11 protein-coding genes are annotated in these 14,847 nt (G+C 72.1%); 5 read left to right on the top strand and 6 right to left on the bottom strand.

Features of this window, described 5'->3' with window-relative positions; translation table 11 throughout:
- Positions 1–186: 186 nt before the first annotated feature.
- Positions 187–1,386 (bottom strand): ROK family transcriptional regulator, encoded by a 1,200-nt coding sequence (locus tag ACIQAC_RS19825; RefSeq protein WP_402192856.1) that lies wholly within the window; start codon positions 1,384–1,386, stop codon positions 187–189.
- A gap of 127 nt (positions 1,387–1,513) precedes the next feature.
- Here ACIQAC_RS19825 and ACIQAC_RS19830 point away from each other — a divergent pair, with 127 nt between their 5' ends.
- Entirely contained in the window at positions 1,514–2,734 is a 1,221-nt protein-coding gene (locus ACIQAC_RS19830) for an MFS transporter (RefSeq protein WP_402192859.1), read from the top strand.
- Positions 2,735–2,741: 7 nt separating this feature from the next.
- On the opposite strand, the gene ACIQAC_RS19835 is transcribed toward ACIQAC_RS19830, so the two are convergent.
- A complete protein-coding gene (locus ACIQAC_RS19835; RefSeq protein ID WP_402192861.1) occupies positions 2,742–3,032 on the bottom strand; it encodes a DUF6300 family protein in 291 nt (96 codons plus the stop codon).
- Complete coding sequence (gene dnaE / locus ACIQAC_RS19840; RefSeq protein ID WP_402192864.1) at positions 3,029–6,622, bottom strand: DNA polymerase III subunit alpha; 3,594 nt, start codon at positions 6,620–6,622, stop codon at positions 3,029–3,031. Before dnaE ends, ACIQAC_RS19835 begins: the two co-directional genes overlap by 4 nt.
- A gap of 153 nt (positions 6,623–6,775) precedes the next feature.
- On the opposite strand from dnaE, the gene ACIQAC_RS19845 reads away from it, so the two are divergent.
- Together ACIQAC_RS19845 and ACIQAC_RS19850 are read left to right on the top strand one after the other, a co-directional pair.
- On the top strand, positions 6,776–7,726 hold the full coding sequence (locus tag ACIQAC_RS19845) for a LysR family transcriptional regulator (RefSeq protein ID WP_402192867.1): 951 nt from the start codon (positions 6,776–6,778) through the stop codon (positions 7,724–7,726).
- 69 nt (positions 7,727–7,795) lie between these two features.
- Positions 7,796–9,235 (top strand): uracil-xanthine permease family protein, encoded by a 1,440-nt coding sequence (locus ACIQAC_RS19850; RefSeq protein WP_402192869.1) that lies wholly within the window; start codon positions 7,796–7,798, stop codon positions 9,233–9,235.
- On the opposite strand, the gene ACIQAC_RS19855 is transcribed toward ACIQAC_RS19850, so the two are convergent.
- Positions 9,211–10,341, bottom strand: coding sequence for a glycoside hydrolase family 6 protein (locus tag ACIQAC_RS19855; RefSeq protein WP_402193398.1), 1,131 nt, complete (start codon positions 10,339–10,341; stop codon positions 9,211–9,213). The genes ACIQAC_RS19850 and ACIQAC_RS19855 overlap by 25 nt on opposite strands.
- A 205-nt stretch (positions 10,342–10,546) precedes the next feature.
- Between ACIQAC_RS19855 and ACIQAC_RS19860 the strand changes: the two genes are divergently transcribed.
- Positions 10,547–11,233, top strand: coding sequence for a DUF5995 family protein (locus ACIQAC_RS19860; RefSeq protein WP_402192871.1), 687 nt, complete (start codon positions 10,547–10,549; stop codon positions 11,231–11,233).
- Positions 11,234–11,305: 72 nt separating this feature from the next.
- Here the strand turns inward: ACIQAC_RS19860 and ACIQAC_RS19865 are convergent, their stop codons facing one another.
- The gene (locus ACIQAC_RS19865) at positions 11,306–13,018 is read right to left on the bottom strand and encodes a flavin monoamine oxidase family protein (RefSeq protein ID WP_402192872.1); all 1,713 of its coding nucleotides are present in this window, start codon (positions 13,016–13,018) and stop codon (positions 11,306–11,308) included.
- 45 nt (positions 13,019–13,063) lie between these two features.
- Positions 13,064–13,852 (bottom strand): carbon-nitrogen hydrolase family protein, encoded by a 789-nt coding sequence (locus ACIQAC_RS19870; protein ID WP_402192874.1) that lies wholly within the window; start codon positions 13,850–13,852, stop codon positions 13,064–13,066.
- 402 nt (positions 13,853–14,254) lie between these two features.
- Between ACIQAC_RS19870 and ACIQAC_RS19875 the strand changes: the two genes are divergently transcribed.
- The gene (locus tag ACIQAC_RS19875; protein WP_402192877.1) at positions 14,255–14,788 is read left to right on the top strand and encodes a Repetin; all 534 of its coding nucleotides are present in this window, start codon (positions 14,255–14,257) and stop codon (positions 14,786–14,788) included.
- Positions 14,789–14,847 lie beyond the last annotated feature (59 nt).

Below are 14,847 nucleotides of genomic sequence, written 5' to 3' on the forward strand. Positions count from 1 at the left end.
GCACTGGTTCCATGACCGGTCCGGCGGCGGTGACGACGGCCCTTGCCCGCCGCCGGGCCTCCCAGGTGGGCCTGGGGTCTCTCTTCGGTGGGGGGCCACTGGGCCCGGGGTGGGCGGCTTTCCCGTCGTCGTGGCTTGTCGCGCAGTTCCCCGCGCCCCTTCACCGGGTTGCTCAGCCCGGTGTTTCTATGTGCCGGCTTTCGGGGCGAAGACCTCGTTCTGGGCGTGGGTTCTTGCTGTGAGGAGGGCTCCTCTCAGGACTGCCGTGCCGCCGAGGGGGCTCGGGCGGACCTCCGTGGGGAGCGGGGAGAGGGCGCTGATACGGGTGGCCACCCGGGTCGCCAGTTCCGTCGCGCCGGCCTGGCCCACTTCGCCGCCCAGCACCACACAGCCCGGGTCCAGGACGGCCACGACCGAGGCGACTCCGACGGCGATACGGTCGGCCAGCGTGTCGAGGAAGGCGCTCGCGGAGGCGTCTTCCGGGTGCTGCGCGGCGGCTCTGACCAAGGTCGCCGCTTGTGGCTCACCCGGGACCAACTCGGTTGTCGCCAGGCCGTGTTCGCGGGCCAGCCGCTCGATCGCCGCCGCTCCGGCCAGGGAGTGGAAGCCGCCCTCGCAGTCCGTCGCCGCGGGCAGACCGCTGGTGCCCGGGACCGGGAGGAAGCCGATCTCTCCGGTGCCGCCCGAGGCACCGCGACGCAGGACGCCGTCGAGGACCACCGCGGCGCCGGTGCCGTGGCCGAGCCACAGCAGGACGAAGGTGTCGCGGTCGTGGGCGGCGCCGTCGCGCTGTTCCGCGAGTGCGGCGAGATTGGTCTCGTTCTCGACCGTGACACGAGCCTGCGGCAAGCGGTCCTGGAGTACCGCCACCAGCTGACGGTGCCACTCGGGCAGACCGCTGGAGCCGCGCAGTTCGCCGGTGGCCGGGTCGATGAGACCGGGCGCCCCGATCCCGACGGTGTGCAGCCGCCCCTCCGCGCCCGCCTCCTTCGCCGTCCGCTCGACCAGCGCCGCCGCCTGCTCCACCGCGGGCCCGGTCCCCCAGTTGCCGTCGACCGGCATCGCGGCCTCCGCGAGCACCCGCCCGACCAGGTCGGAGACGGTCACGGAGACGCTCTCGGTACGCACGTCGACCGCGGCGAGATGGGCGAGGTCGGCGACGATCCCGTACAGCCGGGCGTTCGGGCCGCGGCGCTGCTCCCCCGCCTCCCCCACCACGTCGATCAGTCCGGCGGCGGTGAGCCGCTCGACGAGGTCGGCGACGGTGGGCCGGGAGAGTCCGGTCAGCTGCTTCAACTGCCCCGCCGTCAACGGGCCTTCGTCCTGTAGCAGACGCAGTGCGAGCCGGTCGTTGATGGCTCGGGCGGTGCTCGGGGATGCGGGCATGCCGGGATCCTCCCAGACGGCGGGGCCGCGCCGATCGCGGCCGCCGGTAGCCTCTATCTATCAGGAAGGGACCCTGATAGTTTACGGCGGCGAAGCGGGACCATCACCGACCGGGAGGGGCCGGAGCATGAGTGGGGCGGAGACGAAGGTCCTCGATCAGCGCACGTTGCGGCGCGCCCGGTACGCGGTGGCCGCCGCGTTTATGGTGCACGGTTCCGTGACCGGCTCGTTCGCGACCCGGGTGCCCTGGATCCAGGACCATGCCGGGGTGAGCGCGGGCCAGTTGGGACTCGCCCTCGCCTTCCCGGCGCTCGGCGCGTCCCTGGCGATGCCGCTGGCGGGCCGCCTCAGTCACCGGTACGGCGCCAGGACGGCCCTGCGTACGCTGCTCGCCCTGTGGACGCTCTCACTCACGCTGCCGTCCCTCGCGCCGAACCTGCCCACCCTGTGCTTCGCCCTGTTCGTGTTCGGCGCCACCTCGGGCATGGCCGACGTCGTGATGAACGCGCTGGGTGTGGAGGTGGAGACGCGGCTCGGCCGGTCGATCATGTCCGGCTTGCACGGCATGTGGAGCGTCGGCGCCCTGCTCGGCTCGGCGGGCGGCACCCTCGCCGCGCACCTCGGTACGGACGCCCGGCTGCATCATGTGATCGTGGCCGCCGTCCTGACCACGCTCGGGCTGGTCTGCTGCACGTGGGTGCTGGATGTGCAGGCCGCCGAGGACGAGGAGCCGCCGCCGCGGTTCGCGCTGCCGCCGAAGTCGGCGGTGCTGATCGGCGCGGTCGGGTTCTGCGCGGTGTTCGCGGAGGGCGCGAGTCTCGACTGGTCGGCGATCTATCTCAAGGACGAGCTCGGCACCTCCGCCGGGCTCGCGGCGGCCTGCACGACCGGCTTCACCCTCACCATGGCCCTGGCCCGGATCGCCGGCGACAAGGTCGTGGACCGCTTCGGCTCGGTCCGCACGGTCCGCCACGGCGGTGTGCTCGCCGGGTTCGGCGGGCTGCTGATCGTCTTCGGCGGGCATCCGGCGGTCGCCATGACGGGGTTCGCGCTGATGGGTCTCGGCATCGCGGTGGTCGTGCCGCTGTGCTTCGCCGCGGCCGGGCGCAGCGGGCCCAACCCGAGCCAGGCCATCGCGGGTGTCGCGACGATCACGTACACCTCGGGTCTGGTCGCGCCGAGCGCGATCGGCGGCCTTGCGCAGGCGACCAGCCTGGTCGTGTCGTTCGCTCTGGTGACCGTGCTGTCCGGCGGCCTCGCCGTGTTCGCGGGCGTGCTGCGCTCCGGCGACCGCGACCGCCCACGGGTGACCGCCCCGAGCCCGGCGGTCTCCGAGCCGCGGGTCTGAGCCGGAGCTACAGCTCGCCGGCGCGCCAACTTGCCTCCTCGGCGGCCAGGTTCACGGGGTCCGGCAGCCGGTCGCCGGTGGTCGCAAGCCAGTTGAGGACCAGGGCCGCCCACTCCTGCGGGCAGTGGGCGGCGAGCACGCGCCTTCCCGCCGGGTCGCAGGTACCGCACAGCAGCGACTCCCTGACGCCATGGACCGGGGTTCCGGCACGGTTGTGCCAGGTGTGCGGACGGGTGACGGAGAGGACGGCCGGGGCGCGGCAGCTCGGGCACACGGCCCTCCGGGAGATCCCCGTCACGTGAGACCCACCCATGCCTCCGCTCCGAAGGTGCCCTTGACGTCGGAGGCGAGGGCCGTGGCGTCGACGGTCGCGGGGAGGGCGTAGACCGTGGTCCTGCGGGCGCCGCGGACGGTGAGGCGGACGGGGCTGTCGCCCGGATGGTCGGCGAGCAGCCGCTTCAGCTCGACGACGGACCGTTCGGTGATCCGGTGCGCGGGGAGGGCGAGCCGGACCGGTGGCCGGCCGCCGTGTTCGGCCGCCGAGACGTCCAGTACGGCGATCTCCTTGCCGAAGACGCCGAGTGTGCCGTCGCGGTCCTCGATCCGGCCGGTGACGGAGACGACGGCGTCCTCGGCCAGGGTGTGCTGGACGAGCTGGAAGACGGCCGGGAAGAACAGCACCTCGATCGTCGCGTCCCGGTCGGCGAGCTGGACGACGGCCCAGGCGTTGCCCTGCTTGGTGAGTTTGCGCTGGACGCCGGTGATCAGGCCCGCGAGGCGGACGTCTCCGCCGGTGCGGCCGGAGGTGAGCAGGTCGGTGACCGTGCGGTCGCGGGCGGCGGCGAGGAGGTGCTCGGCGCCGTCCAGCGGGTGGGCGGAGACGTAGAGGCCGAGCATCTCGCGTTCGATGGACAGGAGTTGGCGGCGTGGCCATTCGGTGCTGTCGTCCACGGGGAGGTCCAGGCCCGCGACGGTCTCGCGTCCGGCGCCGAGCCCCGAGAACAGGTCGTCCTGCCCGAAGCCGGCCGCCTTCTTCACCGGGGTCACGGCGTCGATCGCTGCCTCGTGGACGGCGGTCAGGCCCTTGCGGGTGTGGCCGAGGGAGTCGAAGGCGCCGGCCTTGATCAGGGACTCCACGGCCCGCTTGCCGAGGGCGGGCAGCCCGGCCTTGTCCAGGAAGTCGGCGAACGACGTGAAGCGCCCCCTGGCGCGGCGGGCGTCCACGATCGCCTCGATCACCCCGTCGCCGACGTTGCGAACCGACCGCAGTCCGAACCGCACGTCGTCGCCGACGGCCGTGAACTCGCCGACGGACGCGTTCACATCGGGCGGCAGCACCCGTACGCCGTTCTTGCGGGCGTCGGCGAGATAGACGGCTGCCTTGTCCTTGTCGTCGCCGACCGAGGTGAGCAGCGCGGCCATGTACTCGGCGGGGTGGTTGGCCTTGAGGTAGGCCGTCCAGTAGGAGACGAGGCCGTATCCGGCGGTGTGGGACTTGTTGAAGGCGTAGCCGGAGAACGGCAGCATCACGTCCCACAGCGCCCTGACCGCCTCGTCGGAGAAGCCGTTGGCCCGCATTCCGGCGTGGAACTTCTCCCACTCCGCGGCCAGTACCTCGGGCTTCTTCTTGCCCATGGCCCGGCGCAGCATGTCGGCGCCGCCGAGGGTGTACCCGGCGAGCTGCCGGGCGATGGCCATGATCTGCTCCTGGAAGACGAGGAGTTGGTGGGTGGAGCCGAGGATCGGGTCGAGGGCCTCCTTCAGCTCGGGGTGGATCGGGGTGGGTTCCTGCTTGCCGTTCTGCCGCAGGGCGTAGTTGGTGTGGGCGTTGGCGGCCATCGGCCCCGGCCGATAGAGGGCGTTGGCGGCGGCAATGTCCTCGAAGCGGGTGGGTTCCATCAGCCGGAGCAGGGCGCGCATGCCGCTGCCGTCGAGCTGGAAGACGCCGAAGGTGTTGCCGTCGGCGAGCAGCCGGTAGGTGCGGGCGTCGTCGAGCGGGATGACGACGGTGTCCGGGTCGCCGTCCAGGGGGTCGACGGTGGCGAGCCGGATGCCCCGGTTCTCCCGGACGTTGGCGAGCGCCTGGTCGATGACGCCCAGGTTGCGCAGGCCCAGGAAGTCCATCTTGACCAGGCCCATCGCCTCGCACGACGGGTAGTCGAAGCCGGTGATCCGCACCCCGTCGGCGGCCCTCATGTGCAGCGGGATCCGGTCGGTGAGGCGGGTCTTGGAGAGGATCACCGCGGCGGCGTGCACGCCGGTGCCGCGGGTGAGTCCCTCGACTCCGCGCGCGGTGTCGACGACCCGGCGCACGTCGGGCTCGGTGTCGTAGAGCCGGCGGATCTCGCCGGTCTCGGCGTGCCGCGGGTGGGCGGGGTCGAAGAGGGCGTCCAGCGGGGCGGAGTTGCCGTTCTGGTCGGGCGGGAGGGCCTTGGTGATGCGCTCGCCGTGGGCGTAGGGGTAGCCGAGGACGCGGGCGGAGTCCTTGATGGCGTTCTTGGCCTTGATCCGGCCGAAGGTGTTCACGAGGGCCGTGTACTCGTCGCCGTACTTCTCGGTGACGTAGCGGACCATGCGGTCGCGTCTGCGGTCGTCGAAGTCGAGGTCGACGTCGGGCGGGTTGATGCGCTCGGGGTTGAGGAACCGCTCGAAGAGCAGGCCGTGTTCCAGCGGGCAGAGTTCGGTGATGCGGGTGGCGTAGGCGACGAGGGAGCCGGTGGCGGAGCCGCGTCCCGGGCCCACCGGGACGCCGTTCTCGCGGGCGTACCGGCAGATGTCGGCGACGACCAGGAAGTACGAGCTGAAGCCCATCGGCCCGATGACGGACATCTCGGTCTCGAAGCGGTCCATGACCCGGTCCGGGACGGGGTCGCCGTAGCGGAGCGCGAGGCCCTTGAGGACCTCCTTGCGCAGCCAGGACTCCTGGGTCTCGCCCTCGGGCACGTCCGGGAAGCGGGGCATCTCGTCGACGTGGTCGAAGACCTCGTCGTAGGACTCGACGCGCTCGGCGATCAAAAGGGTGTTGTCGCAGGCCTCGGGGAGTTCGGCGAACAGGGTCCGCATCTCGGCGGCCGAACGCAGGTAGTAGCCGGAGCCGTTGAAGCGGAAGCGGGCGGGGTCGTCCTTGTTCCTGCCGACGCCGATGCAGAGCAGGCTGTCGTGGGCGTCGGCCTGGTCCTCGGTGATGTAGTGGGCGTCGTTGGTGGCGAGCAGCGGGATCGCGAGGTCGCGGGCGAGGCGCAGCAGGTCCGCGCGGACCGTGCGCTCGATGTCGAGGCCGTGGTCCATCAGCTCCAGGAAGTAGTTCTCGTGGCCGAAGATCTCCTGGTAGGCGCCCGCCGCCGCCCTGGCCTCGGGGTACTGGCCGAGCCGCAGCCGGGTCTGGATCTCGCCCGAGGGACAGCCGGTGGTGGCGATGATGCCCTCGGGCCGCTCGGCGATCAGCTCCCGGTCCATCCGCGGTTTGCCCGCCGGGAACTGGCCCTCGTAGCTGGCCCGGGTGCTGAGCAGGAAGAGGTTGCGCAGCCCCTGCGCGTCGCGTGCCCACATCGTCATGTGGGTGAAGCGTCCGCCGCCGGAGACGTCCTTGGAGCCCTCGCCGTCGTCGCCGGTCGCCCGGCGTCCGCCCAGCCCCCAGAACTCCCGCTTGCGCGCGAACCGCGACGACGGCGCCACATACGCCTCGATGCCGATGACCGGCCGCACTCCGGCGAAGTCCTTGGCGACGCGGGCGAATTCGTGGGCGCCGAACATGTTGCCGTGGTCGCTCATCGCGATCGCGGGCATACCCTGCCGGGCGACCTCGCCGAACATCGGCCGCAGCTTCTGCGCGCCGTCGAGCATGGAGTACTCGGTGTGGTTGTGCAGATGGACGAAGGAATCCGGCACGGGACTCATCACCTCCGGGGACGTACAACCAGGGGTTGACCGGAGAGCGGATCGTTCCGGTCGCGCTCATCAAAGACGCTGGTGGATGGTGAGATCAAACAACCGGTCCCCCGTCGTGCCACAACCACCTGTTGTACGTCTAGGGTGGGCGCCGTGGATCTCAACGCCGTGCGCACCTTTGTCGCCGTCGCCGACGCCGGGCAGTTCCAGAAGGCGGCCGTCGACCTGGAGCTGACCCAGCAGGCCGTCTCCAAGCGGATCGCCGCGCTGGAGCGGGAGCTCGGGGTGCGGCTCCTGACCCGGGCGCCGCGCGGCGCCGAACTCTCCATCGACGGGCAGGCGTTCCTGCCGCACGCCCGCGCCCTGCTGCTCGCCGAGGAGCGGGCCGCGGCGGCCGTACGGCCCGGCAGCCGTGCCCTGCGGGTCGATGTGATCGGGCGCCGGATCTCGCTCGCCGGCGCGCTGCGCGCCTTCCACCGGGACCGGCCCGAGATCCCCCTCGACGTGGTGACGCTGTCCGGCGCCGAGGCGGCCGTCGCCGCGTTGCGGGACGGGTCCATCGACGCGACCTTCCGGGCGGTGACCATGCCGGGGATGCGGCTGCCGGACGAGATCGAGACCGAGCCGGTGCTGGACGAGCCGCTGCATCTGTTCACGGGGCCGGACCACGAGTTCGCGGGACGGCCCTCGGTGCCCCTCGCCCAGCTCGCCGGGCACCGGATCTGGATGCCCGGCAACGCGCCCGGGACCGAGTGGACCGCGTACTACGACGCCCTCGCCGCGGACTTCGGGCTGACCATCGACACCATCGGCCCCAACTGGGGCGTCGAGGCCCTCATCGACACCATCGCGAGCTCCTCGACGCTGGCGACCTTCCTCGGCCCGCAGACCCCGCTGGTGTGGCCCGCCGGCTACGACATGCGCCTCGTGCCGCTGCGCGACCCGGCCCCGGTCTACCCGCACTCCCTGCTCTGGCACAGGGACAACCCCCACCCGGCGCTGGCCGCGCTGCGCGCCCATCTCGCCACGGTCCAGCCGGACCGCGACGAGACGGGGACGTGGCGCCCGGCATGGGCCCGCCGCCCGCGCGGCTCGCGGGGCTGATGGTCCGGATCACGCCACCCCACCCCGGACAATGGTCCGGACCCGCACGCTCGACGAAAGCGACACCCCATGGATCTCGGCGTCCGCTGGAAACTGCACGGCGACGGACGCACCCCGGCCCCCGGCGCGGTGGTCCGGCCCGACGAACGGCTCTCGTGGCCGCGTACCGCCGGACTCGGCGCGCAGCACGTGGTGGCGATGTTCGGCGCCTCGTTCGTGGCGCCGGTGCTGATGGGTCTCGACCCCAACCTGGCGATCATGATGTCGGGTGTCGCGACCGTCGTCTTCCTGCTGGCGACCCGCGGCAAGGTGCCCAGCTACCTGGGCTGTTCCCTGTCGTTCGTCGGCGTCGCCGCGGTCATCCGCGCGCAGGGCGGCAGCAGCGCCACGGTGACCGGCGCGGTCTTCGTGGTCGGTGCCGCGCTGTTCCTGGTGGGGCTCGCGGTGCAGCGGTTCGGGGCGCGGATCATCCACGCGGCGATGCCCCCGATCGTCACGGGCGCGGTCGTGATGCTGATCGGCTTCAACCTCGCCCCGGTGACCGCGTCCACGTACTGGCCCCAGGACCAGTGGACGGCCCTGCTCGTGATGGCCTTCACCGGTCTCGCGGTGGTCTGTCTGCGCGGCTTCTGGTCCCGCATCGCGATCTTCCTCGGCCTGCTCTTCGGCTACGGGATCTCCTGGGCGTTCGACAGGATCTTCGGCCGCATCCACTCGGTCGACGCCTCCGGCAAGCTGACCGATCACTGGCGGCTGGACCTGACCGCCGTCGGCGACGCCGACTGGATCGGGCTGCCCTCCTTCCACGGCCCGTCCTTCGAGTGGTCGGCGATCCTCGTCGCGCTGCCGGTGGTGATCGCGCTGGTCGCGGAGAACGCGGGACACGTCAAGGCGGTCGGCGAGATGACCGGCGACAACCTCGACGGCAGGCTGGGTACGGCGATCTCCGCGGACGGCGTCGGTTCGATGCTGTCCACCGCGCTGGGCGGGCCGCCCAACACCACGTACTCCGAGAACATCGGTGTGATGGCCGCGACCCGGGTCTACTCCACCGCCGCCTACTGGGCCGCCGCCGGTTTCGCGCTGCTCTTCGGTCTGTGCCCGAAGTTCGGCGCGGTGGTGGCCGCGATCCCGGGCGGCGTCCTCGGCGGCATCACGGTCATCCTCTACGGCATGATCGGCCTGCTCGGCGCGCAGATCTGGATCAACGCCAAGGTGGACCTGCGCAATCCGCTCAACCTGGTGCCGGCCGCCGCGGGCATCATCATCGGCGTCGGCAACGTCTCCCTGGAGATCACCGACACCTTCTCCCTCAGCGGCATCGCGCTGGGCACGCTGGTCGCCGTCATCGGCTACCACACCCTGCGCGCCTTCGCCCCGGCCCACCTCAGAACGCAGGAGCCCCTGCTGGACGAGGGCACCAGCTCCTACGACGGCGATGGTTCCGGCGCCGACGACGGCACCGGCTCCGGCGCCCACGACGATCAGACGCCGCGCGCCAGGTCGTAGGCGTAGGACGGGGTGAAGGTGCCCGGTGTGCCCTTGCAGCCGTCGGACTCGCCGGGCAGCTTCACCCACAGATAGGCGTCGATCCGGTCCTCGCCGGTGTCGAGGGTAGGCGCCCGCCCGATCCGCCGCCCGGCGGGATCGCACCACTCGCCGTCCGGCGGGGCGCCGTTGCCGTTGCGGCTGGTGTCGATCACCGCGCCGAGGGAGTCCGGGCCGCCGAGCGCGTCCAGTACCCGGCGGTCGTAGGCGATCTCGTCGGCCGTGTGGTGGAAGTTGGAGACGTTGCTGAAGATTCCGTCGGAGGAGGCGGGTGAGGCGGCGCCCGCCTGCCGCAGCAGGGCGGCCTGTTCGGCGGGGGTGTGCCAGCCGGAGTGGCCGGCGTCGTAGTAGACGCGGGCCCTGGGGTTGGCGGACTTCAGCACCCGGCCCGCGCGGGCCAGCGCGGCGAACCGGTCGGCCCGCTGCCCTTCGCTCAGACAGTCGGACTGGGCTATCGAGTCCGGCTCCAGGATCACCACGACCTCGCCGGAGCCGAGTCCGGCCGCGAACGCGTCGATCCAGGCACCGTAGGCCGCGAGGTCCGGTGCCCCGCCCTGGGAGTGGCCGCCGCAGTCGCGGTCGGGCACGGCGTAGGCGACAAGGACCGGCACCCGGCCCGCCCCGGCGCCGCCCGAAGTCACCGCGCGCACACGGCCGGTGAGGGTGTCCGGCGAGTGGTCGGCGAACCAGACCGCGGCCGGACGATCCGCGATCCGGGACGCGATCAGGTCGCCCCGCGGGTCGTCGGGGTGGTCGCGGACCCAGTCGAGGACCTGGGACTCGGGGTGGCGGTAGAGCCGGCCGCCGGCCGGGGCGGAGCGCGGCCGCGGCTCGGTCGTGCGCGGCGCGGGCGTGGGAGTCACCGTCCTCCTCGGGGTGGGCCGGATCAACGGGGAGGCGGTCGGGGACGGTGTGGCGGAGGGCGCCGGGAGGACCGGGAGCCGTTCGACGCGCGGGGTGCCGGTGACCTCGGGCCTCGCCCGGTCCGAGCCGCGGTCCCGGTCGCCCGCGGCGACCAGCCCGGCCACCGTCGCGACCGTCACCACCACGGACGCGACCGCCACCATGGCGCCCCGTCCGACGGCGCGTCTGCGCGCGGACCTGCGTGCGGCGAGCCGCCGCGCACGTAGCCCTGCCACCGTGCTGTTCCCCCCCCCAAAGGCCGTCCGGCACGACCGCGGCTCACCCCACCGCGGTGACCCGTTCCCCCGTTCTGGGGAAGCGACGGGCTCGCCGGCACCCGGGCCAGCCTAGGACTGGGACCCTGCCTCCATGGCGCAGTTGGAACACTTCACCACCCCCGTCGACACCGTCGTCGCCCGGATGCGCACGCTCGACGAGACCCTCCCCGCACGTGACGGGGTCGCGGTCTTCAACCGTGTCTACCTCGCCGTCACCGAGGCCGTGGACCGGCGTATCGACAGCGGCCGGTTCGCCGACCCGCGGGCCGCGATCACGCTGGACGTACGGTTCGCGGAGCGCTATCTGGCGGCGGTCGACGCGGCCGTGCGCGAGGGCCGCCCGCCGGCCTGCTGGCGCCCGCTGTTCCAGCTGCGCAGGCATCCCGGCGTACGACCGCTTCAGTTCGCGCTGGCCGGTATCAACGCGCACATCGGCCACGACCTGGCGCTCGCCGTGGTGGACGCCTGTCGTACGCTCGACTGCGAACCCGCCGACCTGGAGGACGAGTTCGACCGCGTGGGTGATCTCCTCGTGACGCTGGAGGAGCGGGTCCGCGAGGAGCTGATGCCGGGGCCCGATCTGCTCCAGATCGCCGACCCGCTGACCCATCTGCTCGGCGCGTGGAGCCTGGACCGGGCGCGGGACGCCACCTGGTCGGCGGCCCGGGCCCTGTGGGCGCTGCGCCGGATGCCGGACGTGGCGGGCGAGTTCACCGACCGGCTGGACGCGGCCGTCGGCTTCGCGGGCCGCATGATGCTCACCCCGCTGCCGGACTGAGCGGGGCCCGTGGGCCGGGCCGTAAGCCGGGCCGTGGGCGGGGTGAGCAGTGAGCGGGGCCGTGGGCCGGGCTCAGTCCTCCGGCAGTTCGACCGGTGCGATCTCGTCGTAGACGTCACCGGGGCCGGGGTTGGTCCGGTCGGTGGCCCCGCCGAAGTGGTGCATCACGCCCCAGACGGCGTTCAGCGCGGTCTGCACGGCGCCCTCGGCCCAGCCCGCCGTCCAGGAGATGTCGTCGCCGGCGAGGAAGACGCCCCGCTTGTCCTCGGGCAGCCGGTCCTGCATGAAGTGCGTGAACAGGCGCCGCTGGTAGCGGTAGTGGCCGGGCAGGTTGGCCTTGAACGCGCCCATGAAGTAGGGCTCGTTCTCCCAGGACACGGTCACCGGGTTGCCGATGATGTGCTTGCGGATGTCGACCCCGGGATAGATCTCGCCGAGCGACTTGAGCATGACCTCCATCCGCTCGTTCGCGGACAGCGGCAGCCACTTCAGACTGTCGTCGCACCAGGTGTACGAGAGACAGATGACGGCCGGCTTGTCGGGACCGTCGTCGAGGAGGTAGGTCCCGCGGGTCATCCGGTCGGTGAGGGTCATCGACATCACGTCACGACCCGTCGGATTTCCCCTGTCGTCGACGGCCTTGTCCAGCCAGAACGGCCGGTCCACGGGGACGAACAGCTTCGACGACTCCATGTAGTGGGTGCGCTCGATCGCCGTCCAGTGGTCGATCGGGAAGAGCGAGTCGTCGCACTGGATCTTGGAGAGCAGCATCCAGGACTGGGCCGTGAAGACCGCCGCCCGGTAGGTGCGGATGTCGCCGTTCGCGTCCGTCACCGTGATGTGGTCGCGGGCGGTGCGGTGCAGCCGGGTCACGGCCGGGCGCGGCTCGCCGCCCTCGTGCAGCGCGGCCAGCGACGTGCCGAGCGCCCAGTGCACGATCTTCTGCGGCTCACGCTCCCACAGACGCAGCGGCAACTGCTGGGAGCCGCCGACGATACCGCGGTGGTGGTCGTCGGCCTCGGTGTAGACGACCCGCAGGATCTCCAGGATGGAGTTGGGGAAGTCGGTGTCCCAGCCGCCGGTGCCGAAGCCGACCTGGCCGAAGATCTCGCGGTGCCGGAACGACTTGAAGGCCTCCGAGTCGCAGAGGAAGCCGTAGAAGGTCTGGTTGTCGAGCTTCTCCACGAGCCGGGACCAGATCTCGCGGATGCGGGGCACGTCCCGCTCGCGCAGGGCACGGTTCATGTCGGTGAAGTCGGCGCCCTCTTCGAGGCACCGGTTCCAGGCGTCGGCGACATCCCGGTAGACCTGCGGGAGGTCGCCGACCGTCTCGGCGTAGTGCGACTCGCCCTTGAGGTCGACGACCGTCGAAGGGGTGGTCTCGGCAAGGGGGTTGGGGAACGGGCTGGTCTCCAGTCCCACCAGGTCGATGTAGTGCTGGAGGGCCGTCGAGGACGGCGGGAAGCGCATCGCGCCCATCTCGGCGGTGAGTGAGGGGTCGCAGCCGTCGAAGCCGACCGTGCGCAGCCGTCCGCCGATCCGGTCGGCCTCGTACACGACCGGCTTGAGGCCCATCTTCATCAGCTCGTACGCGGCGACGATGCCGGAGAGTCCGCCGCCGATGACGGCGACCTCGGTGCCGTGCTCGGTGGCGGGTATCTGGCCGAGGCCCGCCGGGTGCGCGAGGAAGTCGTCGTACGCGTAGGGGAAGTCCGGGCCGAACATGGTGATCGGCGGCTGCTGCCCGTCGGCGTGCTCGACGGCGTTGGGCACGGTGGACGTCATGGGGTACGGACTCCTTGCGCAATGCGGAAGATCAGGGGGCGGGTGTCAGACCAGGGACCCGTAGAGGCCGGGGCGACGGTCCCGCAGATACGGGTTGGCCTCGCGCGAGGCGGCGAGGAAGGCCGGGTCGACGTCGGCGAGGACCAGCTCCTCGCCCCGGCCGGCGCGGGTGCGCGCGATGCCGTCGGGGCCGGCGAGGGTGGACAGGCCGACGAACTCGAACTCGCCCTCGGGACCGACCCGGTTGACGTACGCGACGTACATCTGGTTCTCGAAGGCGCGCACCGGCACCAGGGACTCGGCGACGAACTGGAACGGGTGCATCTGCGCGGTCGGCACCAGCAGCAGATCGGTGCCGGCGAGGGCGTGCGCGCGGACGTTCTCCGGAAACTCCACGTCGTAGCAGATCATCAGGCCCACGGTGAGGCCGTGCAGCCGCGCCTGGACGACCGGCTGCTCGCCGGGGGTGAAGTGGTCGCGTTCGAAGCAGCCGAAGAGATGGGTCTTGCGGTAGTTCGCGAGCCGGGTGCCGTCGGCGGAGATCAGCTGGGCGGAGTTGAAGACGGCGTCGCCCGCGCGCTCCGGGTAGCCGTAGGCGATCGCCAGGCCGTGCCGTGTCGCGATGTCGGCGACCGCGTCCGCGCCGTCGCCGTCGGCGGGCTCCGCGAGCCGGGCGATGTCGTCGCCGATCGCGTAGCCGCTGAGGAACATCTCCGGCGCGGTGAGCAGCGCGGTCCCGGCCGCGGCGGCGCGGCCCGCGGCCTCGTCGAGGACCTTGAGGTTCTCGACGGTCGAGCCGGGGCGGCCGGAGCTCTGGAGCAGGGCGGTGCGCATGCGGGGTCCTCGCCGGAGGGGTGGGTGGGTGTGGGGGCCACCTAGACGGTACGGGGGGTTGTCCTGGGCGGACAAGGAGGAGCCGTTGCGCGTCGGCGGAGCGTTTGTTGCGCTCGGGGCGCGGGGGGCGACGATTCGTTGCGTGCGATGGTCGGGGCGCTTGGCCGGGGTGCTTGGCCGGGCCAGGAGGGGGTTCGTCGTCGTGTGCGGGACGGTGGGGGCCGATCGCGCAGTTCCCCGCGCCCCTGAGGGGGTGCGGGTGGGGTCTCGCCCTGGAGGTGGACGGGGCTGCGAGGCCTCCCCCCGCGCGGCGGAGGACGGGTGACGTCCAGGGTGCGATGTGGTGCGGGGTCCCGGGCGCGAGAGTGAGGGATGTCCGTCCGACCTGCTGAAAGGAACGCGATGAATCGCCGTACGAAGATCGTCGTGCTGGGCTCCGCCGTGCTGCTCACCGCCGGAGCGGCCGCCACGGCCTCCGCCGCCGGGTCCCACGGGCCCCGCGAGGGCGCGGCCCTGACCGGTACCGCCAAGCTGTACCGCTCCGCCGGGGACGACATCACGTTCTCGTTCGACGCGCATCTCGCCGCCGCCGACAAGGCCGACCCGATGAAGGCGACCGGCACCTTCGAGTGGAGCCACTATCTGGACGGCGAGGGCGCCTACGGGAAGGCGAAGGTCGACTGCCTCGTCACCGGCGGCAAGGTCGCCGTGGTCTCCGGCATTGTCACCGACACGGACCTGCCCGGCGAGAAGGGCAAGCGGGTCGGCATCTCGGTGCACGACCTCGGCCGCTCCGACCGGCTGGGCTACAGCTGGGCGACGACCGAGGACCTGGGCCCGAAGGACCTGCCGAAGTGCATCAGCTCGGCGCCCTTCGAGAAGGTGAAGAAGGGGACGGGGGACTTCAGGGTCGTCCCCTGGCAGCCGGAGTTCTGAGCCCCCCGCACTCCCCCGCACTCCGCCCGCGCTCCGCACTCCGCCCGCACCCCGCGAGC

The organism is Streptomyces sp. NPDC088387 (assembly GCF_044753385.1).
Taxonomy (GTDB): Bacteria; Actinomycetota; Actinomycetes; order Streptomycetales; family Streptomycetaceae; genus Streptomyces.

Excerpts from the sequence above, each read along its gene's own strand:
- ACIQAC_RS19875 (WP_402192877.1), top strand. The coding sequence starts at position 14,255 with ATGAATCGCCGTACGAAGATCGTCGTGCTGGGCTCCGCCGTGCTGCTC.
- ACIQAC_RS19830 (WP_402192859.1), top strand. The coding sequence starts at position 1,514 with ATGAGTGGGGCGGAGACGAAGGTCCTCGATCAGCGCACGTTGCGGCGC.
- ACIQAC_RS19825 (WP_402192856.1), bottom strand. The coding sequence starts at position 1,386 with ATGCCCGCATCCCCGAGCACCGCCCGAGCCATCAACGACCGGCTCGCA.
- ACIQAC_RS19855 (WP_402193398.1), bottom strand. The coding sequence starts at position 10,341 with ATGGTGGCGGTCGCGTCCGTGGTGGTGACGGTCGCGACGGTGGCCGGG.
- ACIQAC_RS19850 (WP_402192869.1), top strand. The coding sequence starts at position 7,796 with ATGGATCTCGGCGTCCGCTGGAAACTGCACGGCGACGGACGCACCCCG.
- ACIQAC_RS19860 (WP_402192871.1), top strand. The coding sequence starts at position 10,547 with ATGGCGCAGTTGGAACACTTCACCACCCCCGTCGACACCGTCGTCGCC.
- ACIQAC_RS19870 (WP_402192874.1), bottom strand. The coding sequence starts at position 13,852 with ATGCGCACCGCCCTGCTCCAGAGCTCCGGCCGCCCCGGCTCGACCGTC.
- ACIQAC_RS19865 (WP_402192872.1), bottom strand. The coding sequence starts at position 13,018 with ATGACGTCCACCGTGCCCAACGCCGTCGAGCACGCCGACGGGCAGCAG.